This is a genomic window from Tepidisphaeraceae bacterium (assembly GCA_035998445.1).
In the GTDB taxonomy this organism is placed as follows: Bacteria; Planctomycetota; Phycisphaerae; order Tepidisphaerales; family Tepidisphaeraceae; genus DASYHQ01.
Genome location: DASYHQ010000005.1, coordinates 129,971 through 154,028 on the forward strand (window position 1 = coordinate 129,971; position 24,058 = coordinate 154,028).

The following is a 24,058-nucleotide window of genomic DNA, read 5'->3' on the forward strand; positions in this document are numbered from 1 at the left end:
CTTTGCTCGCAAAGGTACATGGCTTCATCCTGATCGGCATCGACCACCACCTGTGCGAGGTCGAGGTCGACGTCAGCCAGCGCGGCCTGCAACGCAGCGCCATCGTCGGCCTTGCCCAGACCGCCGTGAAGGAAAGCGCCGAACGCGTGCACCGCGCGATCGTCAACAGCGGCTTCCCCTTCCCCGACCACGCCATCCTGATCAACCTCGCGCCGGCGGATGTGAAGAAGGAAGGCCCCGCGCTCGATCTACCGATGGCGATCGGCCTGCTGCGCGCCGGCAAGAGCATTCAGACCGACGTGCACAAGGAATACCTGATTGCCGGCGAGCTGGCCTTGGACGGCCGAGTTCGCAAGATCAAAGGCGGCCTGTCGATGGCGATGCTGGCTCGCGAGAAGAAGTTCCGCGGCGTCATCCTGCCGGCCGAGAACTGTCGCGAGGCCGCGGTGGTGGACGGCGTCGAGGTCATCCCCGTCCGCACGCTCGCCGACGCCGTCAGCTTCCTGAACGAACTGCTGCTGATCGAACCCTACGAGCTGAACGGCCAGCCGTATCTGGCATCGCAGATCTCCTCCCCGCTGGACTTCGCCGACGTGCGCGGGCAGGAGGCGGTGAAGCGAGCCATCACCGTCGCATCCGCCGGCCACCACAATCTCCTGATGGTTGGGCCGCCTGGAACTGGCAAAACGATGCTCGCCCAGCGCGTCCCCGGTATTCTTCCGCCCCTCACGCGGCAGGAATCGCTGGAGACCACACGTATCTACTCGGCCATGGGCCTGCTGCCGAACGATGTCGCGCTGCTCGACGAGCGCCCCGTGCGCACGCCCCACCACAGCGCGACCGCCCAGGCCCTGATCGGTGGCGGCACGATCCCCCGGCCGGGTGAAGTGTCGATGGCGCATCACGGCATCCTGTTCCTCGACGAGCTACCCGAGTTCCAACGCTACGTGCTCGAAATGCTCCGCCAGCCGTTAGAAGGTGGCGAGGTGACGATCGCCCGCGTGCACGGCAGCATCAAGTTCCCCGCCCGCTTCATGCTCGTGGCCGCCATGAACCCCACCGCCAGTGGATACAAGCCCGACGACACCAAGGCCCGCGACAAGTACCTCGCGCGACTGTCGGGCCCACTGCTGGACCGCATCGACATCCACGTCGAAGTGCCAGCCGTCCCGTATCGTGAATTGACCGGCAAAGCGACCGGCACCACGTCTGCCCAGATGCGTCAGCAGGTCGAACAGGCCCGGGCGCTTCAGGCGCGCCGATTCGACGATGGCGTGCCCAACGCCCGCCTCGACAGCAAGCGCCTGAACAGTGTCGCGGCACTATCCGATTCCTGTCTATTATTGATGAAACAGGCGATGGACGAACTGGGCCTGAGTGCCCGTGCGTACGACAAGGTACGCCGGGTGTCGCGAACGATCGCCGACCTCGAAGGCTCGGAAGCGATCGCGGAGCATCACCTGGCCGAGGCAATTCAGTATCGGTTGCTGGACAGAAAGTTTTGAGCATGCCGGCGCAGGCGACGCCGCATTCGCTCAGAAAAACCGGATTGAGAAGGCTGGATTTTCCCCTCGCCTCGCATCTCGGACCGTCTGCGTGTAAGTTGATTCAACACACGGCAAACCGTACAATGTCCTAACAGATAATGTGAAGGAAATCTGCGTCGGTTGCCGATGACGGAAAGGCGCAGGAGCCGTTACCGGACGTGCCCCCGGCACGCACCATGTCGGCCTTGCCACTTCAGTGGCGGGGTCTTATCGAGGGTTCAGATCCAGCGCCTGCTCCTGCATTGACGCAACGAAGCGTCTTGCTCGGGTCGTAGTTTGATGGACGGTTGAGGAGACACGGATGGCCGCTAAGCGAGTAGGACAGGACGATCAGGATACCGACCTCTTCGGTGGTGACGGCGCCGTGCTCGCCAAGGGTGGTGGTTCAAATGGTAACGGAACCGGCAATGGCTTCGCCGCCCCGCCTGGTGGGGGTGAGGACGGCGCCAGTCTGCAGGACCTCGCGCAAACGCGCTACCTGAATTATGCCCTCTCCGTCATCACCAGCCGTGCCCTGCCCGACGTGCGCGACGGCATGAAGCCCGTCCACCGCCGAATCATTTACACGATGTGGCAGAACGGCCTGCGGGCCGACGTGAAGCATCGCAAGTGCGCTACCGTCGTCGGCGACGTGATGGGCCGGTATCACCCGCACGGGGACTCATCGATCTACGAAGCCCTCGTCCGCATGGCCCAGCCGTTTCAGATGCGCGCGACGCTCGTCGACGGCAGCGGCAACTTCGGCTCGCTCGACGGTGATCCCGCCGCCGCCATGCGCTATACGGAATGCCGCCTTACCCCGATCGCCGCCGAGACGATCTCCGAGATCGGCCAGGGCACCGTCCACTTTCGCCCGAACTACGATGGCACGCGCGAAGAGCCTGTCGTCCTGCCCAGCCGTATGCCCAACCTGCTGGTGAACGGCAGTACCGGCATCGCCGTCGGCATGGCGACCAACATCCCGCCGCACAATTTGGGCGAGGTCTGCAACGCGCTGCTCAAGCTGCTGGACGATCCCGAGATCCAGGAATACCGCCTCGTCGGCAACGACGCCGTGCGCGGGCCCGACTTCCCCACCGGCGCGCAGGTCCTCAACACGAAGCAGGAACTGCTTGAGCTGTACAAGACCGGCCAAGGCGCCGTCCGCATGCGCGGCACCTGGGAGATGGGCACCGCAACCCGCGCCGCCCAAATCGTCTTCATCACCAGCATTCCCTACGGCGTCAACAAAGCCGAACTGGTCGAAGCGATCGCGCAGGTCGTCATCAACCGGAAGATGCCGCTCATCATCGACGTGCGCGACGTCAGCACCGACGACGTGCGCATCGAACTGCAACTGAAGAAGGACGCCGAGGCCGACAAGGTCATGGCCTACCTCTTCAAGCACACGCTGCTGCAGACGAACTTCAACGTCAACCTGACCTGCCTCATCCCGACCGAAAACCCCGACGTCTGTCGCCCCGAGCGCCTCGGCTTAAAGGCGATCCTCTGGCACTTCCTGCACTTCCGCCTGGAAGTCGTCACCAAGCGCCTCACGCACGAGCTGGCGCAGCTGCTGAAGCGCATCCACACGCTCGAAGGCTTCGCGTTCGCGTTCGACATCCTGGACGACCTCATCAAGATCATCCGCGCCAGCGACGGCAAGGCCGACGCCGCCGCGAAGATCTTGAAGAAGTACGGCGTCGCCCCGCACGGCCCGCGCACGCCGAAGGATGACGGCCTCGATCCCGATCAGGTCGACGACATCCTCGAACTGAAGCTCTATCGCCTGGCCCGCCTGGAAATCAATTTGATCCGCGAGGAGCTGGCCGAGCGCAACAAGCGCGCCAAGGAAATCCGCCGCCTGCTGGCCGAGGAATCCGGCGCCGGCCGCTGGGCGATCGTGCGCAGCGAGATCGAGGAGCTGGCCCGCACCTACGGCAAGGAAGCGAAGAACAAGCGTCGCACGCTCATCGAGGCCGCCGAGAACGAGGTCGAATACTCCGCCGAGGATTTCATCGTCGCCGAGGACAACCACATCCTCGTCACCGCCGACGGCTGGGTGAAGCGCCAGAAGGAGATCAACCCCGAGACCACGCGCCTACGCGAGGGCGACCGCATCCTCGCCCTCGTCGCCGGCAGCACGCGCGCCACCGCGGTCTTCTTCAGCAACTTCGGCACCGCCTACAGCGCGCGCATCATCGACATCCCCGCCACCACCGGCTACGGCGAACCGATCCAGAAGCTGTTCAAATTAAAGGATGGCGAAAAGATCATCGCCGCGATTTCGACCGACGACCGCGTCCTGCCCACCAAGGCCACCGCGATCGACGAGAAGAAACCTGACGCCGCCCCCAAGCTGCACGGCCTGGCCATCACCAGCGACGGCTACGCCCTCCGCTTCGGTCTCGACGCCTTCCGCGACGTCTCCACCAAGTCCGGCCGCCGCTTCGCCCGCCCGGTCGAAGGCGCGCAGGTCACGTTCGCCAACGTCATCACCGGTAAGGAAACCGTCATCGCCGCCAGCCAGGTCCGCCGCGTGATGGTCTGCCGCGCCGACGAGATCAACTTCCTCTCCGGCGCCGGCAAGGGCGTGCTCCTGATCAAACTCGAAAAGGGCGACCGCCTCCTAGCCGCCATCACCGCCACCGACGACCGCGACACGCTCACCGTCAAAACCAGCATGGGCGGCGAGCAACGCCTCAACACCGGCCGCTACAAAATCACCGGCCGCGGTGGCAAGGGCCACGAGTTTGTCAGCCGTGGGCAGATCGTGGAAGTGATGCACGAACCCATCGCCGCCCCACAGGCGCTGTGATCGAAAGACCGCACCTCAGGCAGCCGTGGAGGAACGCTTCCAGTCTAGTGGAACATCGACCGCGGCCCAGAACGATGCGTCGGCGAAGTCCGGATCGGCCTTCAACCGCTCGATGTCCTCGCTTGGCTCCGGCAGTTCGACCCCGTCGTCGAGCATCCCTTCGAGGTGCAGCTGGATCGCTTCCTTGGCCATGCGCAGCGCCTCCCCAGGCGTATCGCCGGCCGTGATGCAACCAGGCAGGTCCGGCACGGAAACGCCGTAGCTGCTTTCGGGATCTTTATGAATCGCGACGAGAAAAGTCATAAGCGCTCCCAACCGGCCTGCTTCATGATACTGCGCAGCGTGCCGATCGTCAGGTCTTTTTTGGGATGCACCACGGTGACGCGACGCCCCGCCTTGGCCGGATGAACAAACTGATGGTGACTACCCGAGATGCGGGCCAGCACCCACCCTTCTCGCTCAAGCCGCTGAATCACGCGCCGGCTTTCCATGACGTCGAAGTCTAACGACGGCCGCGCTCCACGCAATCACGCCGCGAGCATCTTGCTCGGCTCGACCATCTCGCCCCGCCCCTCAATCGCCCGCGTTACATCGTACTTCCCACCCACCGCCGGCTCGTACTGTCCGCTGTTCACCTGCTCCAGCCACCGGTCGCGCAGCTCCCTCGCCGCCGTCGCCAGCTGCGGGTCGCACACGCGCTTCACCTTTGTCGCCTTCGGCTTGGCCGCCTTCGTCGGCTGGTGCTCCGGCAACGGCTCGCCCTGCTTTGGAATGTCGAACATCAACCCGTTCCGCTTCACCGGCACCGGCGGCTCCATGACGTTCGCCCTCTTCGACCGTGACGAGCCGGACGCGTCAGCGACGCATTTCTTCCGATTCACCTGTCCGGTCGCTAGCGCTCGCGGCTCGTTGGCCTCCGGATACACCATCGGCTTCGCGTCGCTCCAATGCGTGCCCGGCGGAATCGGCAACACCACCCGATCCTCGCGAATGCTCCCGCCGTTCGTCTTGCTCGGAAACCACCACGGCGTCGTCGCATCGCCTTGCCGTATCCGCTTCTGCCAGAAGATATGCACCCGCGCCTTCTTCTCACTACCCGCCCGAAACGCCAACGGCACGAACCCCATGCTCTCCCAGAACCGGTTCGCCTCGATATCCTGCGCGCACCAGCAGCAATACAGCTTGCACCCGTACGCGCTCCGCTCAAACTGCGCCTTCAACAACGCCGCCGCCACAAACGACCGCCGGTATTCCTTCGCCACGTTGATCTGATAGATGATCCCCACGTCGTCATGCTTGAAGTACTGGTCGCACCCGATCAGATAGCCGACGCGCGTCCCCGTCACCAACGAGCCGGACGCGTGAGCGACGGACTCCGATGCACCGGACGCGTGAGCGACGGACTCCGATGCACCGGACGCGTGAGCGACGGGTTCCGATGCACCGGTGCGGGCCCTGCGAATTGCCAGAGCGACGGATCGGTCGGGTAGTCTTCACCCACATAGGTGTAGACCAGGGCCGATACGATTCCCGACAACCTCGAGGTCTTCTCGCCGGTCACGCTGTCGTGAATGCTCACGACGACCGTGCGGTTCGACGCCGACACGAACCCGACCATGGGCCGCTGCGTCGGCCGACCGTGCCGCGTGTTCGGCTTGCGGGCCCGAATGTTCAGGTCGAGCTTGAGCGCCTCCGACACACTCGGCCGAACGGCAATGGCCATGCCCAGGTTGTACGCGAAGTCTCTGGCCAAATTTCGGGCCTGATTCTTCACGAACACCAGGGACTGGCTCCGGGTCGTCGGGTCGCAGGCCAGCAGGGCCGACTCGTAGCTGGCGACAAGCGTCGCCAGATCGGCTGCCTCTGCTACCGTGACCTCGTACGATCCGGTCGATGCGCTGATTTTCCCGCTGTAGCTCTTCAAAGCCGCCAGCAGGTCCCCATCGCGCGTGGGGAAGGTGAGCGTCATCTGCATGACACCTCCTATGCTAAAGCTTACGGGCTCTCGCCTCCCGGCCCCTCGCCGGCCCACCGACCCGTGTTACCCTCATATTCGGAACACCCGATCGACCGCTTTACCAGAATTAGCGCAAAAATCGGAATGACCACCAAACGTAGAACCAAATCACATGGAACGCCGCTCCGCACCCATCTTTCGCAGTTTCGACGATCGATCGACAAACGCCCCGCCTCAGACACGCCTGGCCACACAACATCCTGAGAGGACGTCCATCATGGCGGCGACCGCGCCGGCCGTGGCATGGGCATCCTGCCCATGGCGTCGCTGCGCCGACGCGTCGGGACGGTACGCCATCCGAATCAGCCATCGCGCCAGCGAAGGAACGACCCAACGGTCCGAAGAGCAGATCGCTTGCGCTCGTTAGAGCAGGGGACACTTTCGCGCAGCGAGTGCCCTCTGGGTGCCACGGTTTGGTACTCCAAGCCGTGCCTGCCGCAGGCCCGAGACACGGCTTGCAGTACCAAACCGTGGCACCCGAACGCTACGGCAAGGTGCGCCCTGCTCTAGCTCGAACAGCGTACCGCCCGACACCGCGCCCAGCCGCGGCCCTCAGCCCCGCCATCGCCACCATTACCGGCCGCGCCGCCCTGTCCCCCCGCAGCCACCCCACCCCGCGCCCCACCACAGGGGCCACGTCGGCTCACCGGCGAACGTCCGAATAACCCTTTTAATTTCAGATTGCGCCGCGTAATTTGAGATTATGGCTCTCAATTTCAAATTACGACCTTCGATTTCAAATTGCGCCGCTCAATTTGAAATTGGAGCTCTCAATTTCAAATTGCGCCGCATAATTTGAAATTGCGCCTCTCAATTTCAAATTACGACCCTCAATTTGAAATTCAGACCTTCAATTTGAAATTGAAGCCCTCAATTTGAAATTAAACCCCAGAATTCCAAATAAAAGCGCCATCGCTCGCCCGCCGCGCCGCGAATCAGAATGACAACGATGGGTGCCAAGTTTCGCACCCAAACCTTGTCCGATCACGCCCCAAAGCCACAGGTTGGCGTACCAACCCGTGCCACCCGCCAATTGGTCCGCAGGAGCACCAGCGGACCCTACAGGACTTGCCATCCGCCGACTAATCCCGGTACGCCATAACGCGGTCGTACTGTCCCACCTTGCGGAACTCGGTGATCAAATGAGTGACCCACTTCTCCGTGTAAACGTAATCTGTGTGGGCATCATCGTAGTGACAATATTGCGCATTAGTTTTCCGCGGGTCTGCCGCCCCTTTTGGCGGGCGAATCTTGTAGAACTTCCACGCCCGGACGTGATGCGAGCTTGGTGTGAACTTGACAGCATCACCCTGTGACTTCCGCAAATCCGCCTCCACAAGCGTGCATACTTGTTTAGCCTTCAACCTGCCCGCGTTCGCGACCTGAATTACCTGAGATTTGATTAACGCAGCGACTGCGTCACGTCTTGGTTTATCCTCTGGCGCCGACGGATCGACTTTGACGAACTCCACCGCCAAGTCCGCGCTCGATTCGTGATTCGCAGTCTTGGGAATTAAGAACACTCGATAAGAGAAATGCTGATTCGTCAGGACCTCATGAGTCAAGGTCGATCGAAAGCGGTCAACGTAATCTACAATGTCACTCTGAAGGGACTCCCGAAGCGAGCGCATTGACCTTATCTGCGCATCGTCGCGCAGGTGAGAGAACTGGAGGGCCAACGAGAGCGAGTTAACGAGCGACGACGAGCAGCCGAAGACTTGTCGAAGGATATCTTCGAAATTGAATAGAAGCGCTTGGCATTCCCCGAAGACAAAGTCGTCAAGCTCCGGCAAACACCGATGCTCGATTTTGTTACGTAGGCCTATGAAAAACTCAAGGTTCTTCACTATCGCCGCGTCGGTTCCTCCGAAGAACTTGTTCACACATGTCGTCAGTTCCCACGCTTTCCTGTCCCCATCAATCTCCTTAAACTTCTTGCCGTCTTCGTCTTTGTAAAAGAACTGGACACCCAGCTTGGCAAAAATTGCGTGCATTAAAGCTGTCCATGCGATGACCATCAGGACGACGAAGTTCGCTGTCTTGAACTTTACTAAGGGCTTATTGTATATCTCGACGGCCAGCAACGCCGATTCTTGCGCTTTGTTAAGTTGCGACCGCCACTCCTCACCACGGGCCTTCTTCGCGATGGTATCGATTGAAAGCCAGAACTCCGATTGTGTAATTTCTACCCCAAAGATCTTCTTGTAATCGGTATAGCGCGACTCGAATTCCTGCGAGTACGGTAGGCTGTTTCTTGCCGGTAATCGGTCGCCGAGCCAGCGACCAATATACACGATCTGCGCCAATGACATTTCCGGTGGGATGAGCGTCGATGTTCGTCCGCCGAAACCACCGCGCTTTGCAACGTTAAAGATGCGCTGCATTAACTCGAACTTCGTACACTGAACGCCCTTAACAGCGCATTTTTGGTATAGGCGGTCAAATTCCGTTGTGTAGGGGAGCTTATCGCGGGGAAACTCCGTTTCCTTTAGCAGTTCAGTTGCCAGCCGGGTGAGTGCATCCAATTCGTCCGCCCTTTTGTCGAAGCATTGTATGTCGGCTGGTACCCCGGAGGCTTTATAAGGTCCGAGAGTATTCCGGCAAACCGATCCACCGTTCAGACGAGAATTTTTCCCATAAGTAGCAGTAGACCCGACGTGAACTTAGAAATGGAATGCCGGATGAACGGCCCCGTTAGCTGACGAGATACTCACCGAAGAAATCCGCGTACTGACCGACTTTGATAGATCCATTGCCACATGCAAGTCGGAAACCGCTCGAGCGGCACACGCCAAGAATGCTTGGCGGTCCTCCAGCGTATTTCCGGGCACCCGATCGGCACGTTCTGAAGACATCGCGGCCGCGACCATTCCGTCAAAATATGCATCAGCCCAATAGCCTGTATTCACTATTCCGTTCGCGATCGGATACTCATCCGTCGAAATATTGAATGCTGCGGGCTGTCGCATTTGGCGCAGTCTGAAGCTTCGAATTTCTGGCTCCCAATGATAAGGGTCTTCAGAATTTCCGATCTGGAATGCAAACGGCAACCATACGCCTTCGACAAGCTTACAGCCAGCGACATCTATCATCGCGGGCCCATTAGGTCTCCGATATTCGCCGTTTAACCTCTCAACCAGCCCATCAAGCAAAATCTCAACTCGGTCGACTTCGGAAGTCTCGCGAATGAAGCCGCGGAGGATGAACTCTATCGCGACAGGCATATATGGCGGGTCGCGATACGGTAGCGCCCCCGCCCCCCACGTGGCTAACGCGCAATGACATCCGTAATGTGCAAACACTTTCGTCGCCCCATTCAATATACGAACGAAGTCACCGTAGCGTTCTGTCAGTGCGTCGTCTGCGGCCATCACCACACCGTAGGGGGTGACGTTCGTAAGAATCAGCGTCATGCCTCTCCTTCGGGGGTTCCTTTTCGCTCTACAGCGTCAGCAATTCCAATGGCGACCGCCTTAAGGGTCTCCTCAATCTTGGCTGCTGCCGCAGTACCAAGTTTGCCTTCGAGGCTATACCCTTCCATCAGCGGGACAAGCATCTCGCTCATCCCGACGATTCTGCCAGTCCGCGTTAAGATCGTGAATCGAAGGATTTGTCCGGCCGATTTTCGACCTCGCTCAATCTTCAACGTGCGACCATTAGGCAGCGGTACTTTCTCGGGGTTATCCATTGTTACAAGGTAGCCCGTAGCCATTAGTCCGGCAACCGAAATCATTGGCACAACACGACGCGACTCGCCCGCCGTCATCCCGCCATTTGTTAACCGATATCCCTACCTCCTACTGAAATCCCCCCACGTCGCATGGGCCATGGTGAGGGCGACGAGGGCGGCGGTTTCGGCGCGGAGGATGCGGCCGCCGAGGCGCCAAGCTTGGGCGATTGTGGCGAGGCGGGCGCGTTCGGCGTCGGAGAAGTGGCCTTGGGGGACGGCGGACGGGGCACTTGGCGGTGGGAAGGGTGGGGGCGGCACGGCCTGCGATCACGCGATTTGATTTTTCAGGGCAGCAGGTTACATCTGGGGTGGCGAGGACGGGGGCCGGCGCGTTGCTTCCCCTCCCCTGCGATTCCAATGAAGATCCTGATTTACACGCCCTATTTTTACCCCAGCTTCGGTGGTATCGAAACCGTTGTAAGCATCCTCGCGCACCAGTTCGTCAAACGGGGGCACGAGGTGAAGCTCGTCTCCGAGACTCCCTCGGACCAACCGCTGAACTTCCCGTTCGAGGTGCACTGCCGGCCCGACCGGAGAACGATGGTTGGCCTGGTGCGGTGGTGCGACTTCTATTTCCTGAACAGCCTGCACCCGCGCGGCGTGTGGCCCCTGCTCCTGATTCGTCGACCGTCGGCGGTCACCCACCACAGTTGGCGCCGGACCGGCTTGGCCAACCGAGTGAAGCAGTTGCAGACTCGCCTGCTGTTCAACGTTTCGATCAGCCGGTACATGGCATCGCAGATCCCGACGAAATCCTATCTCATCCCCAATCCCTACCGTAGCGACCTGTTCAGGAACGATCCGGCCATCCAACCGACCAAGGAACTGGTCTACTTGGGACGCTTGTCGGAGGAGAAGGGCGCCGACCTGCTGATCGAGGCGCTGGCGATCCTGAAGAAGAGAGGGCTGACGCCCAAGTTGACCATGATCGGCGCGGGCCCCGAGCAGCAGGCCCTTGGGGATCTGACTTGCGAGCTGTCGCTGAGCGAGCAAGTTGAGTTTGTGGGAAAGAAGATGGACGAAGAGTTGGTGCGCCTGCTCAATCAACACGAGATCATGGTGGTGCCCACCCGTGTGCGCGAAGCCTTCGGTGTGGTGGCGTTGGAAGGGATCGCCTGTGGCTGCGTGGTGGTCGGGTCGGAATCGGGCGGATTGAAAGAGGCCATGGGCCCGTGCGGCGTCACGTTTCCGAACGAAGACGTGGCGAAGCTGGCCGACACGTTGCAGGGTCTGCTCACGGATCGTTCGCAGATCGAGGCGCTCCGCCGTCAGGCCCCTGCCCATCTGCACAACTACGACCAGTCGACCATTGCCGAAGCCTACCTCGCCACGTTTCAGAAACTGATCGGCCGGGAATCGTTCCGGGAGTCGGATTTCATCGATGCCGGCATGGCCGTTTCTACTTCCTAACCTGTGGCCGCTCCGTTGGCCGCAGTGCGACACGGAAGGGCTTGCAGGGGTTCCACCGGACGCTAGATAAATTGCGTCGACCTGAAATCCCCCCACGTCGCGTGGGCCATGGTGAGGGCGACGAGGGCGGCGGTTTCGGCTCTTAGGATGCGGCCGCCGAGGCGCCAGCCTTGGGCGGTGGTGGCGAGGCGGGCGCGTTCGGCGTCGGAGAAGCCGCCTTCGGGGCCGATGAAGAGGACGAGGCGCCCGGGCGGGTTGGCGGGCGCGGGCAGCGGGTCGGTGCGGTCGTCGAGGTAGAGTTTGAGATCGGTGGCGGCGAGCAGGGGTGAGGTGAGGAACGTGTCGAGGCTGGTGATCGGGAGCAGGTGAGGCAGCGACGAGCGGCGGCACTGGCGGGCGGCGCGGGCGATGTGGCCGGCCCAGGCGTGGGGTTGCTCGGCTCGCAGGCCGGCGGGTGGGACGGAATGATCGGTAAGCAGCGGGACGATCCGGCGGGCGCCCAGTTCGGTGGCCTTCTGCATCACGACGTGCATCCGCTGGCGAGCGAGGATGGCGCAGGCGAGGATGATGTCGATCGACGGCTCGGGCGAGGCGGGCATCTGCTCGTACGGGATGGCGGCGCCGCCGGCGTCGTCGTAGGCGGTGAGGCTGGCGCGGAAGTAGGTGTGGGTGGCGTCGCGCAGGGTGAAGGCTTCGCTGGCGTTGATCTCGCGTAGGCGCAGCCGCTTGGCGAGGCCGCGGTCGAAGCGGAAGGGTTGGTCGAGCGTGAGCGTGGTGGCGGTCGCCAGCGGCTCGTCACCGGGGGCGGCGAAGCGGTCGACTTCGGACAAGGCTTTGGCGGCGCGGGCGGCCGTCGTGGCGATGGCGACGTTTCGCGGGACGGCGAAGCGTTCGAGGTCGGTTTGTTTCGGTGCGGGGCGGTCTTGAGGGGGCATGGGGGGAGTTTAACGCGGGACAGTCGGAGAGACAGAAAGAATGCTAGCGTGGCGATCAGGTTAAGAGGGGCATCCTGCCGTCTACTTGGCGCGATAGCCGAATCCGACAGCCCAAAGGATTACTGCCGCCACGATCATCGCGCCTCCCGCTATGTGATGCTTCCCCGCGATCGATCCGCCACCGCAAAACACTACGAATGCTACGGCTTGTAGGAATACCGGATACCACGCCCGCGTCAGTGATGGCTTGCGATTCATGGCGTTGCCTCTAGTGCGTAGGGTGGGGTTCATCCCCACCGTTTTGATTTCGTTGCGAATTGGTGGGGATGAACCCCACCCTACTCGCCCGGCCGATACCAGCTCACAGTTTGGCGGTGAACTCGTCTACCGTTAGCCCCATATCGTAGATGATGCCGCGCAGGGTGCCGGGTTTGAGGTCTTTGGTGCCGTGCATGGGGATGACGATGCGGCGGCCGTCGGACGAACGATAGTAGACGGCGTGGCTGCCGCGCTGGCGATCGAAGGTGAAACCGATCGACTCGGCGACGCGGACGACCTCGCGTGCGCGGATGGCGGGGATCTTCGGCATTTTGGCGCTGGATCAGGCGATGGCGACGTCGAGCGGTTTGATCAGGATGTCTTCCACCGGCAGCGGCTCGCCGTGCGCTTGCAGGCTTTCGAGGTAGACGACCATGGCCTCGCGGATGTTGGCGGTGGCGTCGTCGAGGGTGTCGCCCTCCGAATGGCAGCCGGGCAAGGCGGGACAGGACGCGTGATAGCCGCCGTCGGGTTGGGCGTCGAAGATGACGGTGTATCGCATGGCTTAAGAGTATAGCCGAGGGGGTATGTTGGCCGTAAGGGATGGGCCGTCACGGGTGCCACGGGCGGTACGCCGCCCGTGCGGTTTCGGACACTCGGAACCGTCACTTCGCGTCGGTGTGCCGCATTTCTTCGCTGCCTTCGTACACCGCGAGTTCTTCGTGCAGTCGGGCGATCATTTTTCGGACGCCGGCCTTTGTGAGGCCTTTGGAGCCGGCGGGATGGGAGGCTTGCAGCGTTTGCAGGCGTGCGGTGAGGTCGCGGAGTTCTTCCTGGGCTTTCTCGTATTCAGTGGGGGTTGCGATCATAGGTGGATCTCCACGAGGCCTTTGCGGCGGCCATCGGGTTCGCGGGTGCGGGTGAAGAATTCGAACCAGTCGTTCCAGTCAGCTTCGTCCTCGGCGGCGAAAAGTTCCTCGGGGCTGCGGGTGAGGAGCATCTGTTCCAATTCTAACGCGGCATCGAGGTCGCGCAACACCTGCGAATGAAAATCGGTCGGCAGAAGGATGACGGCGTCAATATCGTTGGGATTGGGCTTGGCGGTGACGAAGCTACCGTCGATCAGGAAACGCCGGGCGTTAACGTGTCTGGCCAGGTCGAGCCAACGGCGCAGGCGCAGGACGAGACGACGACGGCGCGGGGTGACCGAGCCGAACCGGAAAGTGACTTCGGCTTCATCGGCACGGTGCAGGCCTTCGGGCAGGTAACCGTCGGGACGGAACGGGGGAATCATCCAAGGGAATTCTACTGCGGGTCTGCCGTCCGAGCGACAATAGCCGATGGGAGGCAGTGGCCCGATCTCGTTGACCGCGCCGCTCCTCATCCGTACAATATCCTAACTCCACCCAAACGGTCGGCTTGTCCGATAACAAAGGTACGCGGCCGCGTTTTGGGTGGCTGTGGGTGTTCGTGGGATCGATTGACAGACTCAGCCGTTGGGAAGACATGACCGCAACTGCAACGTACAACGCCAGCAGCATTCAGGTTCTTGAGGGTCTCGAACCGGTGCGCAAGCGGCCGGGGATGTACATCGGCGGCACCGGGGCGGCGGGGTTGCATCATCTCGTCTGGGAGATTTTTGATAACAGCGTCGACGAGGCGATGAATGGGCATGCGGACGAGATCACCGTCACGCTGCACAAGGACGGCAGTTCGGTCACCGTCAGCGACAATGGCCGGGGGATTCCGGTCGATCCGCACCCGACGCACAAGAAGCCGGCGCTGGAGATCATCCTCTGCACGCTGCACGCGGGTGGTAAGTTCGATAACGGCGGGCAGGGCAACTACAAGACCAGCGGCGGGCTGCACGGCGTGGGCGCGTCGGTCGTGAACGCGCTCAGCACGAAACTCGTGGCCACCGTTCGCCGCGATGGCGCGGAATGGCAGATGGAGTTCAGCCAGGGCAAGCCGCAGGGCAAGATTAAGAAGCTGGGGGCGGCGCGCGGCACGGGCACGTCGATCTTCTTCCATCCTGATTCGCAGATCTTCCCGCGCACCGAATTCAACCCTGAAACGATCCGCGAGCGCCTGGAGATCAGCAGCTACATCCACAAGGGGCTGAAGGTCACGTGGATTGATGAAGTGAACGGCAAGAAGGAGGTCTTCCATCATGAGGAAGGCATTCTCGCGTTCATGAAGAAGATTCTGGTCGAGAAGAACGCGAAGCCGGTGCATGAACAGCCGTTCGTTTACGACAAGAGCAACGGCATTCGCATCGAGATGTGCTTCAGCTGGACCGAGCACACCGAAGAACTGCTGAAAAGCTACGTGAACGGCATCACCACCAGCAGCGGCGGCACGCACGAGAACGGCCTGCGGGCCGGGGTGAGCAAGGCGATCCGCAATTACATCGAGACGCACAACCTGACGCCGCGCGGCGTTACGCTGGCGGTGGAGGACATCCGCGAGGGCGTGATCGGCGTGCTCAGCATCTTCATCGAAGAGCCGCAGTTTCAGGGGCAGACGAAGGACCGGCTGAACAACCCCGAGGTGCAGGGGCAGGTGGATGCGGCCGTGCGACCGGCGCTGGAACATTGGTTGAACAACAACCGGAGCGTGGCGGAGACGATCGTCAACCGGATCATCATCGCGGCGCGTGCGCGCGAAGCCAGCCGGGCCGCCAGCGCGAGCATTAGTCGTAAGACGGCGACGCAGGGGCGACTGAGTTTGCCGGGTAAATTGGCCGACTGCAGCAGCAACAACCGGGCCGAGACGGAGTTGTTCATTGTCGAAGGCGACAGCGCCGGCGGCAGCGCCAAGCAGGGCCGGGATAGAAATAAGCAGGCCATTTTGCCACTGCGCGGCAAGGTGCTGAACACGGAGGGCCAGTCGCTCGGCAAGGTGCTGGAGAACAAGGAAATCGCCGACCTCGTGACGGCCCTGGGCTGCGGCGCTGGGGCGGATTGCGATCCGAACAAGCTGCGCTACCAGCGCCTCGTGCTCTTGGCCGACGCCGACAGCGACGGGCACCACATCACGACGCTGCTGCTGACGTTCATCTTTCGCCACATGCGCCCGTTGATCGACGCAGGGCGGGTCTACCTCGCCCTGCCGCCGCTCTACCGCATCGACATCGGCAAGGAAACTTTCTGGGCCGCCGACGAGGCCGACAAGGCCCGCATCCTCAAGCAGCACGTCAAGGGCAACGCCAAGCCGGAAATTACCCGCTTCAAGGGCCTGGGCGAGATGATGCCCAAGGTGCTGTGGGAGACGACCCTGAACCCCAAGACCCGCCGGCTGCTGCGCGTGGAGATCGCCGACGCGCTGGCGACCGATCGCGTGATCAACGAACTGATGGGCAAGGACGCGTCCGCCCGTTTCCGGTTTATCATGGACCGTGCGGAAGAGGCGGATGAGTTGGACGTGTAGCGGGTCGGCGGGCCTGCTGGCCACGCGAGCATTGCATTAGAATATTCGAATGCCAATCAGTTCGTCATTCATGTCCGACGGATACTGGGTCACCCCACCGCTCATATCTGATCGTGAACTCGGCGATCTCCGCATCGCTGCAGACCGTCTGTTCGCGGCAGCGGGCGGCGCAAAGGCCGGGCTGAGAGATCCGGTTTCACAGGAGCCGCTGTTCAGCCAACTTGCGAAATGTGAATCCGTAGTGGGCCTGGTCGAGCCGATCATTGGCCGCGGTCCGTTCGTCGTCCGATCAGTTCTGTTCGACAAGACGCCCGAGGCAAACTGGGACGTCGTCTGGCACCAGGACGTGACCATTACGGTGAAGGAACGGGCGGACGTTGAGGGTTATGGGCCATGGTCGACCAAAGCCGGCCAGCCAAACGTGCAACCGCCGGCGGCCGTGTTGGAAGGCATGGTCACCGTTCGCCTGCATCTCGATGACTGCGGGGAGACGAACGGTCCACTGCTGGTGGTGCCGGGGTCGCACCGCAGCGGCATCATCGACGTGCGGACGCTGGACACAGCGGGCTGCGACGAGCGGGCAGTACGGTGTTGCGCCGAAGCCGGCGCGGCACTGGTAATGCGGCCGCTCCTGCTGCATGCGTCGCGCAAGTCGCAGGTAGCCAGTCATCGGCGGGTGCTGCATTTAGATTTCGCCGCCACCGCGTTGCCGGAACCGCTCCGCTGGACGACAAATACGGCTCCAGACAACTCATCGCAATTGGCGACGGCCCACCCCGCGCCGTCAGCCCCAAGGTCAGCCCCATGACTACAGACCCATAACAAGGTCCGCCGCGCTCACGTCCGAATAATATAACCTGCCATATCGTTCCCCATTTGCTGTTTCACCCCACCGCGCCGGTCAGACTCACGGATTTTCGCGACGATAAGATGCATCTCATCGCCACGAAGATGCATCTTCTTCCAAATGAGATGCATCTTTCCCACACTATGATGCATCTTCGCCTGAAGACCATGCATCGTCTCCCCGCGAACATGCATCTTTTCGCCGAGAAGATGCATCTCGACCCCACAAACATGCATCTTTTTCCAGAAAAGATGCATCTACGTCGCGCGCCCATGCATCTTCCCCACGAGCACATGCATCTTTCCCACAACAAGGTTCACTTTTTCTGAGAAAAGATGCATTGTCGCTCCGCGAAGATGCATCTCATCGCCGCGAACATGCATCTTTTTCCAGAACAGATGCATCTCCTCGCCACGAAGATGCATCTTCTTCCAAATGAGATGCATCTCCCCGACGCGCGCATGCATCTTCCCCACGACGAAATGCATCTTTACAACGCGTCCCGCGATCGCGCCCCGCCCTACCCGTCACCCTGTCCGCCAGTGGAGCCGTTCACCTCCGATGCCGCCCTTTCGCCCGCCTCATCGACGTCGTCTGAAGGCGTGGGAATGGGGCTGGGCCGATGGCGACTACGCGTATCTCGTGACGACCGGTCGCGAGATCGCCAGCGCGTACGACCTGCATGCGGATGAGGATCGCTTCGTCTCGATCGAGACGGCGGCGCTGACACGTGAGACGGTCCGTCCGCTAGAGCGTGTTATGCACTTTCCAGCTCAGAAACTGGCTTGGGTGCCACGGTTTGGAAATCTAAGCCGTGCCGGTACACGCTAACGCGGCTTGGAATACCGAACCGTGGCACCCAGCGTCGTCACGCCTGCGTTACTGACCCCGAAAGTGCCTAACACGCTCTAGGCTCCGACGGATCGCTTCGTCCCCAGCGAGCAGCACGCAGAGATCCTTCGGAGCATCTCGCCAACGACGCGGTTTTGCCAAGCGACACAGGCACGACTTACTTGGACTTCGTCGCGTCCTGCTGGGTGGCGTCGGGGGACGAGTCCGGGGCAGGCGTGACGACGGTTCGGCGTTGGGTTTCAACTTCCTTCACGACCGCGCCGTCCTGGGTTTCGCGGACCCGCTCGCGGGTGCGGGTGGCAACCTTGCCGTCCTCGGAGACGGTGGTGCCCTGATCACGGGTGACGACCTCGCCGCTCTCGCAACCGACCGTTGCCAGAACGGGGGCTACCAGGATGGCGGTTGCGAGGAGGCTGTTGAACTTGCGCTGCATAATGAACTCCTTTTCTAAAAGTACGTTAGCGATCCGCAAAACGAGGGCCAACGTTGGGTTCGCCAATCGATCGATGCTTACGGTCATACCTGAAGACCACAAACCTGTGACAGAATGAACCGCGTCGCGTCCGGCTGTCGTGGTCGGCAGGACTTTCGCCGATCACACGACCGCGTCAGCGTCGGGTTGCACTTGCACAACATTTGCAGGCATGGGGTGCTGCAAAGGATGGTCTCATGGCGAACGCAATCCTGATCATTCAGCCGTACTGGTCGGCGGGCACGTGGGTGTTCGATGATCCCGCGACCGGACTCGTGCGCGAGCCGTTCGTGTGCGGCATCCCTGAGATGATCGACCGCATCGTCGCCGCCGCGGGCATCGCCAACGCCCGCACGGGCTTTCGGCTGCTGTTCAGCGAGAAGCCCTTCCCGGGCCATCAGGCCGCCTTTGCCCGCTCCCGGACCGAGCATGGCGGCACCTGGTATCGCGATGAAGGCACCGGCGCTGAAGGATGGCTCTGCCCTGCATTATTCAAATACTTCGATGCGGCTCCGCAGAACCTGTACGCACGTGCAGAACCGATCAACGATTGAGCTGGCGCAGACCGGGTGCCCGGCCGACTTGCCGCATGGTTCACAAGGCCAACGACGGTGCTGCCGGGGCAGATAGTCGCGTTGCGGAAGTTCGGACGGCATTGGTGCCGACGATTCCCCCTCCCGCTACTTCAAACGCCCTTTTGACACCCCTCCGCCCTGCCGGTATCGTGCCCCGCTCGATTTTTCTTAAAGGAAACGACGATGGCTGAGCCGCTCAAGATGGTGTACGAAAAAGACGCCCCGATCGATGCCCTGAAGGGCAAGACCGTGGCAATCATTGGTTTTGGCAGCCAGGGCCACGCCCATGGGCTGAACCTGCGTGAGAGCGGCGTAAAGGTGATCGTCGCCAACCGCCGCGATTCGGCTAATGGTCGCCTGGCGATCGAGAACGGCTTTGAGCCCGTCAGCGTCGCCGACGCCACCAAGCAGGCTGACCTGATCATCATCACCCTGCCCGACGAGGTGCAGCCGGAGGTGTGGAACGCCAGCATCGCGCCCAACCTGAAGCCCACGACCGCCATCGGTGTGACGCACGGCTTCAACGTGCACTTTAAGACGATCGTGCCGCCGACGCAGAACGACGTGCTGCTGGTGGCCCCCAAGGGCCCCGGGCACCTCGTGCGGTCGGAGTTCGTGAAGGGTGGCGGCGTGCCCTGCCTGCTGGCCATCCACCAGGACGCCACCGGCAACGCCCGCAAGATCGGCCTCGCCTGGGCGCGCGGCATCGGTGGCGCCCGCAGCGGCATCATCGAGACGACGTTCAAGGATGAGTGCGAGACCGACCTGTTCGGCGAACAAGCCGTGCTGTGCGGCGGCCTGTCGGCCCTCATCAAGGCGGGCTTTGAAACGCTGACCGAAGCTGGCTACCCGCCGGAGATGGCCTACTTCGAGTGCATGCACGAGGTGAAGCTGATCGTCGACCTGATGTACGTCGGCGGCCTCGACTACATGCGTTACAGCATCAGCAACACCGCCGAATGGGGCGATCTGGTCACCGGCCCGCGCATCATCACCGAAGAGACGAAGAAGGAGATGCGCAAGGTGCTGGCCGAGATTCAGGACGGCACGTTCGCCAGGAACTTCCGCGCCGAATACGAAGGCGGCATGAAGAACTTCAAGCGCCTCTACGAAGCCGACAACAATCACCCGGTTGAAGTCACCGGCCGCAAGCTGCGCGCCATGATGCCCTGGCTGAACGCCAAGACGCCCCCGACGGCGTAAGGCCGGCCGGGCTGCTGCGACACAACGAACGAAGGGCGACCGAGTATCGGTCGCCCTTCTTGTTTTGGGATAACGATCTCATCCACTGCAGCAGGCTGCGCTACCGCACCGGTTCACTCGCGATCTGTTCACGGGCGGCCGCGATGCGATCGGCGGCGCTGGACTTGGGACTGAGCGCCGCGGCTTCGTCGAGCCACGCGATCGCCTGCTCTGAATTGCCGTTGCTGTAGGTCACCTGTGCCTTGAAGGCCATCAGCAACTGCCGCTGTTCGACGCTGGGATCGACGTCGGCGATCAGGCGGTCGAGCCGTTCGATGACCTGCGGAAATCGGGCCGCGTCCAGCATGGGGTAGATTTCGTTCTGCACGACCCGGTCGATCGCGCCTTGTGCGAGCAGCGGCTGGTACTTCTCCTTCAGGTGCAGGTCGTTCGTCGGATCGAGCGAGACGATCTCGGTCATCGTCGGCGCGTACCAGCCGGCGGCGAATGACGAGGAAGTCTCGAGGCCGCGGTGGAGGTGGCGCGCGCGATCGGCGCCGTCCGACTGTCGGGCGGTCGCGAACGCTTCGTCGCGGGTTAGCTTCTTCTGATGCAGGTCGCGCACTAGCGCGACCATCACGGCGGCGTCGCCGGTAGGGATGATGACCTGCCCGTACGGCACGCCGTGCGAATCCAGCGCGACAACCGCTGGCAAGCTGGTGATGCCCAGCCGCTCGGCCCACACGGTGTACTTTGGATCGACTGGCGCCTCATCCTCTTTGCCCGCGGGGAAATCGGCCCGAACCAGTGTGAAGTTGCGAGTAGAGGTGCTGGTGAACTGCTCGCTCAGCATCGTGGGTGCGACGACGTCCGACGCCGCGTTCCAGCCGCTGCCTGAGAACCAGATGAGCGTGTCCTTCCCCGCGCTCGCCGCCTGCTGCATCCCCTGCCCGATGCTGGCCGTCCACGCGGCCGCGCCAGTGGAGTGCGACGTGACTACCACGTTGTCGGCGGCCGATACGGGCGTTCCCATGACCGCAACGCTCGCGACAGCGATAGCCATCGCGCCGGCTATGCGAACGATTCGACTTACTGCTTTCATGTTCACCACTCCAGTTTACCTGACCCGTCATCCTGAGGTACTCCGAAGGATCTCTTCTTTCCCGAAGCGAATACGGGGGGAGATCCTTCGGAGTACCTCAGGATGACGATGGGGCGTCTGTTTCAGAACCTAAGGAAAAACTTATGTGCTACACCGACAGATACTTCGCGATCTTCGCCTCGTTCACCTGCGCCCGCAGGTCTTCATGAACGATCTTGCCGGTCTCCACCACCAGCAATCGGTCGGCCACCTCAAGCGTGAAGCTCAGCACCTGTTCCGACACGATGATCGTGACGTCGCGCATCTTCTTGATCTCGTTCAGCGCCCGGGCGATGTCCTTGATGATCGACGGCTGGATGCCCTCGGTCGGTTCGTCCAGCAATAGCACTTTAGGATTGCTGACCAGCGCCCGCGCGATAGCCAGCTGTTGCTGCTGGCCACCCGACAGGTTGCCGCCGCGGCGTTTGCGCATGTCTTTCAGCACGGGGAACAGGTCGTAAATGTAGTCGGGGATGCGCTTCGGCCGAACCGTTTCTAGTCCGGCCTTGATGTTGTCCTCGACCGTCATCAGCGAGAAGATCTGCCGGCCCTGCGGCACGAAGGCTAGGCCGTGCTTCACACGTTTCCAGCTGTCCATCTTCCCCACCTCGCGACCGTCGAGTTCGATGGAGCCGGAACGGCTCTTCAGCACGCCGATGACCGACTTCATCAGCGTGGTCTTGCCCATGCCGTTGCGCCCCATGATCGCGAGCGTCTCGCCCTTCTTCACGCCGAACGACATGTTGTGGATGATCTCGCTCTGGCCGTAGGCGACGTTCAGGTCTTTCACTTCCAGCATCTGCGATGCTCCGTTTGCGGTTTCCGTAGGGGCAGGCCTCCGTGCCTGCCCTTCTTCGTTCTCAGGCACGCTCGAAGAGGGCAGGCACGGAGGCCTGCCCCTACGGAAACGCTAATGTCCCAAGTAAACCTCGATCACCTTCTCGTTGTTCTGCACCTCATCCATGCTGCCCTCGGCCAGCAGCTTGCCCTGGTGCATCACGGTGACCTTGTGGGCGATCTCGCGAACGAAGTTCATGTCGTGCTCGATCACCAGCACCACGCGGCCGCTGCAGATGCGCCGCAGCAGCTCGGCGGTCTGCTGACGCTCGCGGACGCTCATGCCGGCGACGGGTTCGTCCAGCATTACCAGTTCCGGGTCGGCGATCAGCAGCATGCCGATCTCCAGCCACTGCTTCTGCCCGTGGCTCAGCAGTTCGCCGCGCGTGTGCAGCATGTCGGCGAGGTATATTTCCCGCGCGACCTCTTCCACGCGGTTCTTGATCTCGGCGGTGCGGGCGAAGAAGAGCGAGCCCATCACCGTGCGGCCGGTGGGGTGCGACAGCTCGAGGTTCTCGAAGACCGTCAGCTTCGGGTAGATCGACGGCGTCTGGAACTTCCGGCTGACGCCCATCTTCACGATGTTCTGCTCGGCCTTGCCCAGCAATTCCTGGTTCTTGAACATCACGCTGCCCCCCGTGGCGCGGGTCTTGCCGCAGATGAGATCCAGGAGCGTCGTCTTCCCGGCGCCGTTGGGGCCGATGACGACGCGCACCTCGTGCTGTTCAACGTAGAACGTGAGATCGTCGACCGCTTTGAAGCCGTCGAACGAGACGGTGAGGTGCTCGATGCCGAGCGCGTAGCTGCTTCGGTTGCCCATGTGTTAGTTCCCGGTAGTGTTGACGGTGTTGGGGACGATGGCCGGCGCGGTGCTATCGAAGCCGCTGGCGACGGCCTTCGGTCGGCGGCTGCCGAGCTTCTTGAACAGCGGCGCGACGTAGTCGTCGTAAATGCCGGCCAGCCCGTTGGGGAAGTACCGCGTGACGACGATGAACACGCCGCCCATCAGAAAGTACCACATCGCCGGGTACTGTTCAGAAAACCACGTGCGCCCGAACTGCACCACCAGCGCACCGTAAACGGCGCCGATCAGCGACATGCGCCCCCCGACCGCGCAGAAGATGACCATGTAGATCGACGGTTCGATCGTCACCAGCTTCGGCGACATGAAGCCGACGTTCATCACGAACAGCCCCCCACCGAGCGCCGAGATGATGGCCGCCACCACGAACGCGAAGCGCTTGATGTTGGCGGCGTCGTAGCCGCTGAACCGCACGCGATCCTCTTCGTCCCGCAGCGCCACCAGCAGGCGCCCCAGCTTGCTGTTCAAAATGCCACGGCAGACCAGGATGCACGCCAGCAGCAGAACGCTCGTGGTGAAGTACAGCGTGTACTGGGCGGACGTGGTGCGGATGTCCCACCCCCACATCGTGCGCAGATCGGTGATGCCGTTGATGCCGCCCGTCCACCCCTGGCGGGTGACGAAGAGCATCTCCATGATCCACGCCAGCGCCTGCGTGATGATCGCGAAGTACACGCCCGCCACGCGGCGCTTGAAGATCGCGGTGCCCAGCAGGTAGGCCAGCACCGACGGCACGACGAACATCAGGATGATCGAGACCGGCAGGCTCTTGAAGCCGTACCAGAACCAGGGCAGCTCGGTAATCTGGTTCCAGTCCATGAAGTCGGGCAGGCCGAGGGTCGTCAGCGCCTTCATCTGATCACTGGTCGCCTCCAACGCGATGTTGCGGGCCGCTTCGAGCTTCAGGAAGGCGGCGATGCAGTAACCGCCCAGCCCCCAGAAGACGCCCTGGCCGAGGCTGAGGATGCCGCCGTGCCCCCAGCAGACGACCAGCCCGATGGCGACGAACGCGTAACTGAGGTACTTGGCCATCAGGTTCAGGCGGAAGACGTCGAGCGCCATCGGGAAGACCACCAGCAGCAGCGCCGCCAGGATGCCGAGGCCGATCGCGCCGCTCTTGCCACCGAGGAACACGTTGTAGAACTTGCTCATAACCCTTTACCTCCG

26 protein-coding genes are annotated in these 24,058 nt (G+C 62.0%); 8 read left to right on the top strand and 18 right to left on the bottom strand.

All coding sequences use genetic code 11. The features are described from left to right. The first annotated feature begins 2 nt into the window (after nt 1-2). The gene (locus tag VGN72_00755) at nt 3-1,505 is read left to right on the top strand and encodes a YifB family Mg chelatase-like AAA ATPase (protein HEV7297866.1); all 1,503 of its coding nucleotides are present in this window, start codon (nt 3-5) and stop codon (nt 1,503-1,505) included. 343 nt (nt 1,506-1,848) lie between these two features. Further along, nucleotides 1,849-4,344, top strand: a complete 2,496-nt coding sequence (locus VGN72_00760) for a DNA topoisomerase (ATP-hydrolyzing) (protein ID HEV7297867.1) — start codon at nt 1,849-1,851, stop codon at nt 4,342-4,344. 15 nt (nt 4,345-4,359) lie between these two features. Here the strand turns inward: VGN72_00760 and VGN72_00765 are convergent, their stop codons facing one another. The 7 genes from VGN72_00765 to VGN72_00795 form a co-directional block, all read right to left on the bottom strand. Next, a complete protein-coding gene (locus VGN72_00765) occupies nt 4,360-4,647 on the bottom strand; it encodes a type II toxin-antitoxin system HicB family antitoxin (GenBank protein HEV7297868.1) in 288 nt (95 codons plus the stop codon). Beyond that, complete coding sequence (locus VGN72_00770; GenBank protein ID HEV7297869.1) at nt 4,644-4,835, bottom strand: type II toxin-antitoxin system HicA family toxin; 192 nt, start codon at nt 4,833-4,835, stop codon at nt 4,644-4,646. The genes VGN72_00765 and VGN72_00770 overlap by 4 nt, the downstream gene beginning before the upstream one ends. Nucleotides 4,836-4,871: 36 nt before the next feature. Continuing rightward, a complete protein-coding gene (locus VGN72_00775) occupies nt 4,872-5,690 on the bottom strand; it encodes a GNAT family N-acetyltransferase (protein ID HEV7297870.1) in 819 nt (272 codons plus the stop codon). After that, nucleotides 5,687-6,319: a hypothetical protein gene (locus VGN72_00780; GenBank protein HEV7297871.1), complete on the bottom strand. Its 633-nt coding sequence runs from the start codon at nt 6,317-6,319 to the stop codon at nt 5,687-5,689. Before VGN72_00780 ends, VGN72_00775 begins: the two co-directional genes overlap by 4 nt. A 1,124-nt stretch (nt 6,320-7,443) precedes the next feature. After that, nucleotides 7,444-8,886, bottom strand: coding sequence for a DUF3644 domain-containing protein (locus VGN72_00785; protein HEV7297872.1), 1,443 nt, complete (start codon nt 8,884-8,886; stop codon nt 7,444-7,446). A gap of 138 nt (nt 8,887-9,024) precedes the next feature. Further along, nucleotides 9,025-9,774 (bottom strand): hypothetical protein, encoded by a 750-nt coding sequence (locus VGN72_00790; protein HEV7297873.1) that lies wholly within the window; start codon nt 9,772-9,774, stop codon nt 9,025-9,027. Continuing rightward, on the bottom strand, nt 9,771-10,049 hold the full coding sequence (locus VGN72_00795) for a hypothetical protein (GenBank protein ID HEV7297874.1): 279 nt from the start codon (nt 10,047-10,049) through the stop codon (nt 9,771-9,773). Before VGN72_00795 ends, VGN72_00790 begins: the two co-directional genes overlap by 4 nt. 132 nt (nt 10,050-10,181) lie before the next feature. Between VGN72_00795 and VGN72_00800 the strand changes: the two genes are divergently transcribed. Then, nucleotides 10,182-11,501, top strand: a complete 1,320-nt coding sequence (locus tag VGN72_00800) for a glycosyltransferase family 4 protein (protein ID HEV7297875.1) — start codon at nt 10,182-10,184, stop codon at nt 11,499-11,501. A gap of 62 nt (nt 11,502-11,563) precedes the next feature. Here the strand turns inward: VGN72_00800 and VGN72_00805 are convergent, their stop codons facing one another. The 5 genes from VGN72_00805 to VGN72_00825 all read right to left on the bottom strand — a co-directional run bounded on the left by VGN72_00805 (nt 11,564) and on the right by VGN72_00825 (nt 13,988). Beyond that, nucleotides 11,564-12,436, bottom strand: coding sequence for an RsmE family RNA methyltransferase (locus tag VGN72_00805; protein ID HEV7297876.1), 873 nt, complete (start codon nt 12,434-12,436; stop codon nt 11,564-11,566). Nucleotides 12,437-12,797: 361 nt separating this feature from the next. Beyond that, a complete protein-coding gene (locus VGN72_00810) occupies nt 12,798-13,025 on the bottom strand; it encodes a type II toxin-antitoxin system HicA family toxin (GenBank protein ID HEV7297877.1) in 228 nt (75 codons plus the stop codon). 12 nt (nt 13,026-13,037) lie between these two features. Then, nucleotides 13,038-13,256: a type II toxin-antitoxin system HicB family antitoxin gene (locus VGN72_00815; GenBank protein ID HEV7297878.1), complete on the bottom strand. Its 219-nt coding sequence runs from the start codon at nt 13,254-13,256 to the stop codon at nt 13,038-13,040. 103 nt (nt 13,257-13,359) lie between these two features. Beyond that, entirely contained in the window at nt 13,360-13,563 is a 204-nt protein-coding gene (locus VGN72_00820; GenBank protein HEV7297879.1) for a hypothetical protein, read from the bottom strand. Next, nucleotides 13,560-13,988 (bottom strand): hypothetical protein, encoded by a 429-nt coding sequence (locus VGN72_00825; protein HEV7297880.1) that lies wholly within the window; start codon nt 13,986-13,988, stop codon nt 13,560-13,562. Before VGN72_00825 ends, VGN72_00820 begins: the two co-directional genes overlap by 4 nt. A 212-nt stretch (nt 13,989-14,200) precedes the next feature. On the opposite strand from VGN72_00825, the gene VGN72_00830 reads away from it, so the two are divergent. Both VGN72_00830 and VGN72_00835 read left to right on the top strand, forming a co-directional pair. Further along, on the top strand, nt 14,201-16,123 hold the full coding sequence (locus VGN72_00830; GenBank protein HEV7297881.1) for a DNA topoisomerase IV subunit B: 1,923 nt from the start codon (nt 14,201-14,203) through the stop codon (nt 16,121-16,123). Between the two features lie 49 nt (nt 16,124-16,172). Next, nucleotides 16,173-16,931, top strand: coding sequence for a phytanoyl-CoA dioxygenase family protein (locus VGN72_00835; GenBank protein HEV7297882.1), 759 nt, complete (start codon nt 16,173-16,175; stop codon nt 16,929-16,931). 296 nt (nt 16,932-17,227) lie between these two features. Here the strand turns inward: VGN72_00835 and VGN72_00840 are convergent, their stop codons facing one another. After that, complete coding sequence (locus VGN72_00840) at nt 17,228-17,458, bottom strand: hypothetical protein (GenBank protein HEV7297883.1); 231 nt, start codon at nt 17,456-17,458, stop codon at nt 17,228-17,230. Between the two features lie 73 nt (nt 17,459-17,531). Here VGN72_00840 and VGN72_00845 point away from each other — a divergent pair, with 73 nt between their 5' ends. Then, complete coding sequence (locus tag VGN72_00845) at nt 17,532-17,801, top strand: hypothetical protein (protein HEV7297884.1); 270 nt, start codon at nt 17,532-17,534, stop codon at nt 17,799-17,801. A gap of 178 nt (nt 17,802-17,979) precedes the next feature. Here VGN72_00845 and VGN72_00850 read toward each other — a convergent pair whose 3' ends face one another. After that, entirely contained in the window at nt 17,980-18,255 is a 276-nt protein-coding gene (locus tag VGN72_00850; GenBank protein HEV7297885.1) for a hypothetical protein, read from the bottom strand. Nucleotides 18,256-18,491: 236 nt separating this feature from the next. Here VGN72_00850 and VGN72_00855 point away from each other — a divergent pair, with 236 nt between their 5' ends. Both VGN72_00855 and ilvC read left to right on the top strand, forming a co-directional pair. Continuing rightward, entirely contained in the window at nt 18,492-18,848 is a 357-nt protein-coding gene (locus VGN72_00855; GenBank protein ID HEV7297886.1) for a DUF6717 family protein, read from the top strand. A gap of 204 nt (nt 18,849-19,052) precedes the next feature. Beyond that, nucleotides 19,053-20,072 carry a ketol-acid reductoisomerase gene (gene ilvC / locus VGN72_00860; GenBank protein ID HEV7297887.1) on the top strand — a complete coding sequence of 340 codons (1,020 nt, stop codon included), beginning with the start codon at nt 19,053-19,055 and terminating at the stop codon, nt 20,070-20,072. A gap of 100 nt (nt 20,073-20,172) precedes the next feature. Here ilvC and VGN72_00865 read toward each other — a convergent pair whose 3' ends face one another. From VGN72_00865 to urtC, 4 genes are all read right to left on the bottom strand, one after another. After that, nucleotides 20,173-21,153: a hypothetical protein gene (locus VGN72_00865; GenBank protein ID HEV7297888.1), complete on the bottom strand. Its 981-nt coding sequence runs from the start codon at nt 21,151-21,153 to the stop codon at nt 20,173-20,175. A gap of 148 nt (nt 21,154-21,301) precedes the next feature. After that, nucleotides 21,302-21,991: an urea ABC transporter ATP-binding subunit UrtE gene (gene urtE / locus VGN72_00870; protein HEV7297889.1), complete on the bottom strand. Its 690-nt coding sequence runs from the start codon at nt 21,989-21,991 to the stop codon at nt 21,302-21,304. A gap of 111 nt (nt 21,992-22,102) precedes the next feature. Further along, the gene (gene urtD, locus VGN72_00875) at nt 22,103-22,849 is read right to left on the bottom strand and encodes an urea ABC transporter ATP-binding protein UrtD (protein ID HEV7297890.1); all 747 of its coding nucleotides are present in this window, start codon (nt 22,847-22,849) and stop codon (nt 22,103-22,105) included. Between the two features lie 3 nt (nt 22,850-22,852). Beyond that, nucleotides 22,853-24,043, bottom strand: a complete 1,191-nt coding sequence (gene urtC, locus VGN72_00880; protein ID HEV7297891.1) for an urea ABC transporter permease subunit UrtC — start codon at nt 24,041-24,043, stop codon at nt 22,853-22,855. Nucleotides 24,044-24,058: the final 15 nt, after the last annotated feature.

Bases quoted from the DNA above. Each gene is read 5' to 3' on its own strand.
- VGN72_00760 (HEV7297867.1), top strand. From the start codon at position 1,849: ATGGCCGCTAAGCGAGTAGGACAGGACGATCAGGATACCGACCTCTTC.
- VGN72_00830 (HEV7297881.1), top strand. From the start codon at position 14,201: ATGACCGCAACTGCAACGTACAACGCCAGCAGCATTCAGGTTCTTGAG.
- VGN72_00805 (HEV7297876.1), bottom strand. From the start codon at position 12,436: ATGCCCCCTCAAGACCGCCCCGCACCGAAACAAACCGACCTCGAACGC.
- VGN72_00835 (HEV7297882.1), top strand. From the start codon at position 16,173: ATGCCAATCAGTTCGTCATTCATGTCCGACGGATACTGGGTCACCCCA.
- VGN72_00855 (HEV7297886.1), top strand. From the start codon at position 18,492: ATGGCGAACGCAATCCTGATCATTCAGCCGTACTGGTCGGCGGGCACG.
- ilvC (HEV7297887.1), top strand. From the start codon at position 19,053: ATGGCTGAGCCGCTCAAGATGGTGTACGAAAAAGACGCCCCGATCGAT.
- urtC (HEV7297891.1), bottom strand. From the start codon at position 24,043: ATGAGCAAGTTCTACAACGTGTTCCTCGGTGGCAAGAGCGGCGCGATC.
- VGN72_00790 (HEV7297873.1), bottom strand. From the start codon at position 9,774: ATGACGCTGATTCTTACGAACGTCACCCCCTACGGTGTGGTGATGGCC.
- urtE (HEV7297889.1), bottom strand. From the start codon at position 21,991: ATGCTGGAAGTGAAAGACCTGAACGTCGCCTACGGCCAGAGCGAGATC.
- VGN72_00825 (HEV7297880.1), bottom strand. From the start codon at position 13,988: ATGATTCCCCCGTTCCGTCCCGACGGTTACCTGCCCGAAGGCCTGCAC.
- VGN72_00780 (HEV7297871.1), bottom strand. From the start codon at position 6,319: ATGCAGATGACGCTCACCTTCCCCACGCGCGATGGGGACCTGCTGGCG.
- VGN72_00765 (HEV7297868.1), bottom strand. From the start codon at position 4,647: ATGACTTTTCTCGTCGCGATTCATAAAGATCCCGAAAGCAGCTACGGC.
- VGN72_00815 (HEV7297878.1), bottom strand. From the start codon at position 13,256: ATGCGATACACCGTCATCTTCGACGCCCAACCCGACGGCGGCTATCAC.
- VGN72_00850 (HEV7297885.1), bottom strand. From the start codon at position 18,255: ATGCAGCGCAAGTTCAACAGCCTCCTCGCAACCGCCATCCTGGTAGCC.
- VGN72_00820 (HEV7297879.1), bottom strand. From the start codon at position 13,563: ATGATCGCAACCCCCACTGAATACGAGAAAGCCCAGGAAGAACTCCGC.
- urtD (HEV7297890.1), bottom strand. From the start codon at position 22,849: ATGGGCAACCGAAGCAGCTACGCGCTCGGCATCGAGCACCTCACCGTC.
- VGN72_00810 (HEV7297877.1), bottom strand. From the start codon at position 13,025: ATGCCGAAGATCCCCGCCATCCGCGCACGCGAGGTCGTCCGCGTCGCC.
- VGN72_00845 (HEV7297884.1), top strand. From the start codon at position 17,532: ATGCCGCCCTTTCGCCCGCCTCATCGACGTCGTCTGAAGGCGTGGGAA.
- VGN72_00770 (HEV7297869.1), bottom strand. From the start codon at position 4,835: ATGGAAAGCCGGCGCGTGATTCAGCGGCTTGAGCGAGAAGGGTGGGTG.
- VGN72_00840 (HEV7297883.1), bottom strand. From the start codon at position 17,458: ATGCATTTCGTCGTGGGGAAGATGCATGCGCGCGTCGGGGAGATGCAT.
- VGN72_00795 (HEV7297874.1), bottom strand. From the start codon at position 10,049: ATGGATAACCCCGAGAAAGTACCGCTGCCTAATGGTCGCACGTTGAAG.
- VGN72_00865 (HEV7297888.1), bottom strand. From the start codon at position 21,153: ATGAAAGCAGTAAGTCGAATCGTTCGCATAGCCGGCGCGATGGCTATC.
- VGN72_00800 (HEV7297875.1), top strand. From the start codon at position 10,182: ATGGGCCATGGTGAGGGCGACGAGGGCGGCGGTTTCGGCGCGGAGGAT.